A 2,127-nucleotide genomic window follows, 5' to 3' on the forward strand; every position below is an offset into this window, starting at 1 on the left:
GCCGGCGGGCCCGGGGATCCGTCCCCGGGCCCTCCGGCCTTCGCACCGCGGGTTCAGCTCTCCAGTCGGATCGAGGAGCGGGCCGACACCTGGCCGCCGGACAGGCCCGACAGGTCGGCCACCACGAGGTAGTTGCCCACCGGAGCCGGGGTGGTGTCCGGGGAGGCGCACTGCGGCTTGCTGCGGCTGCGGTCCCAGGTGAACGTCTCGGTCAGGCCGCTGCCGGCCGGGATCTGCACCCAGCTGCTCTGACGGTCCGTCGGGCAGTCCCCGGAGGACCAGACCCGCTCGGCGTTGCTGGCCGACAGGGTGACCGTCGAGCTGGCCCGGCCGAGGTCGACCCGGCAGGCGGCGTTGCCCGCGTTGCGCACCGTCAGCGCGAGCCGGGGCCGGTCCTTCGGCTGGTAGGCGTTCTGAGCGCTCGCCAGCTCCAGCGTCACCTGCGAGGAGAGGCAGACCGGGAGCGCCATCACCTCGGCCGTGTTCACCGGGGGAGCCGCGCTGGAACCGCCTCCCGCCGCGCCGCCGCCCGTGCCACCGCCCGCGCCGCCCGTGCCGCCGCCGGCCGGGGTCGTCGCGCTGCCGGGGGCCGGGGCACCGCCCGGAGCGGGGGCGCCGCCGTCGGTACCGCCGGAGGTCAGGCTGACGTCGCCGCCGCCGGAGCCCGACACACCGGCCGAGCCGCCGCTGCCGCCCGTACCGGTGCTGCCGCCGGAGGCCGTGCCGGAGCCGCCGCCCGTGCCGCCGCCCGATCCGCCGCCGGGGCGGGCGGTGTTGGCGGGGCCGGTCGGGGAGGCGCCCGGGGTGATCGCCTGGGCCGGGGAGGGGGCGGGCTTCGCCGCCTTGTCGTGCTTGTCCGCGCCGCCCCCCTGACCGGACGTCAGCCAGACGACGAGGGCGGTCACCGCCGCGAGGGCGGCGAGCACGACGACTCGCCGACGCCAGTAGATCGAGGCCGGCAGCGGTCCCACGGGTTGACGCAGAGAAGGCACGCGCAAACTCTACGAGAGAGTGTGCGTCCCTTGATGCACCAACACCTCGGTCTCGCCCCTTCCTTCACATGATCCGCAATTTGGGCCGGACGGGGGAGAGCGGCAGGGGCGTGCACCGGGGGCGCGCACGGGGGCGGTCAGCAGTCCCGGTACCGCCGGACGCGGGCGGCCGGACGTGGGAGGATCGAGGCGTCATGGCTACCACTTCCACCGCCCCCGCCCCGCTGCTGCACTCGACCGTCCTCGGCTGGTACCAGGAGCACGCCCGCGACCTGCCCTGGCGCACCCCGGACGTCTCGCCCTGGGGGGTGATGGTGAGCGAGTTCATGCTCCAGCAGACCCCCGTCAAGCGGGTGCTGCCGGTCTACGCGACCTGGCTGGAGCGCTGGCCCACACCGGCCGCGCTGGCCGCCGACGCACCCGGCGAAGCCGTCCGGATGTGGGGCCGGCTCGGCTACCCGCGCCGGGCACTGCGGCTGCACGGCGCCGCCACGGCGATCACCGAACTGCACGGCGGCGAGGTGCCGGACGACCACGCGGCGCTGCTCGCACTGCCGGGGGTCGGCGAGTACACGGCCGCCGCGGTCGCCTCGTTCGCCTTCCGCCGGCGGCACGTGGTGCTGGACACGAACGTCCGCCGGGTCTTCGCCCGGGCGGTGACGGGCGTGGAGTACCCCGCGCAGGCGACCACCGCGGCCGAGCGGCGGACGGCGACCGCACTGCTGCCCGAGCTGGCCGAGACCGCCGCCGGCTGGGCGGTCGGCGTGATGGAGCTGGGCGCCCTGGTGTGCACCGCGCGCAGCCCCGAGTGCGGCGTCTGCCCGCTGCGCCGGCACTGCGCGTGGGACTTGGCGGGCCGCCCGCCGTACGAGGGCCCGGCGCGGCGCGGGCAGACGTACGAGGGCACCGACCGGCAGGTGCGCGGCAAGCTGCTCGCGGTGCTGCGCGAGGCGCACGGCGAGGTCGTCCAGGCACGCCTGGACGAGGTCTGGCCGGAGCCGGTGCAGCGGGCCAGGGCCCTGGACGGCCTGGTCGCGGACGGCCTGGTGGAGCCGGTCGCGCAGGGCGTCTACCGGCTGCCGCAGTAGCGCGCGGGCCCGGGCGGCCGGGTACGGAGAAGCCGGTGGCCCCGGCG

The 2,127-nt window shown here is 77.0% G+C and carries 2 protein-coding genes; one reads left to right on the forward strand and one right to left on the reverse strand.

Going from position 1 to position 2,127, the window contains the following annotated elements:
- Nucleotides 1-53: 53 nt before the first annotated feature.
- Nucleotides 54-992 (reverse strand): hypothetical protein, encoded by a 939-nt coding sequence (locus tag ACFUK0_RS40110; protein ID WP_380259024.1) that lies wholly within the window; start codon nt 990-992, stop codon nt 54-56.
- Between the two features lie 194 nt (nt 993-1,186).
- Here ACFUK0_RS40110 and ACFUK0_RS40115 point away from each other — a divergent pair, with 194 nt between their 5' ends.
- Nucleotides 1,187-2,080, forward strand: coding sequence for an A/G-specific adenine glycosylase (locus tag ACFUK0_RS40115; protein ID WP_380259026.1), 894 nt, complete (start codon nt 1,187-1,189; stop codon nt 2,078-2,080).
- The last annotated feature ends 47 nt before the right edge of the window (nt 2,081-2,127 follow it).

The organism is Kitasatospora sp. NPDC057223 (assembly GCF_042669755.1).
GTDB lineage: Bacteria > Actinomycetota > Actinomycetes > Streptomycetales > Streptomycetaceae > Kitasatospora.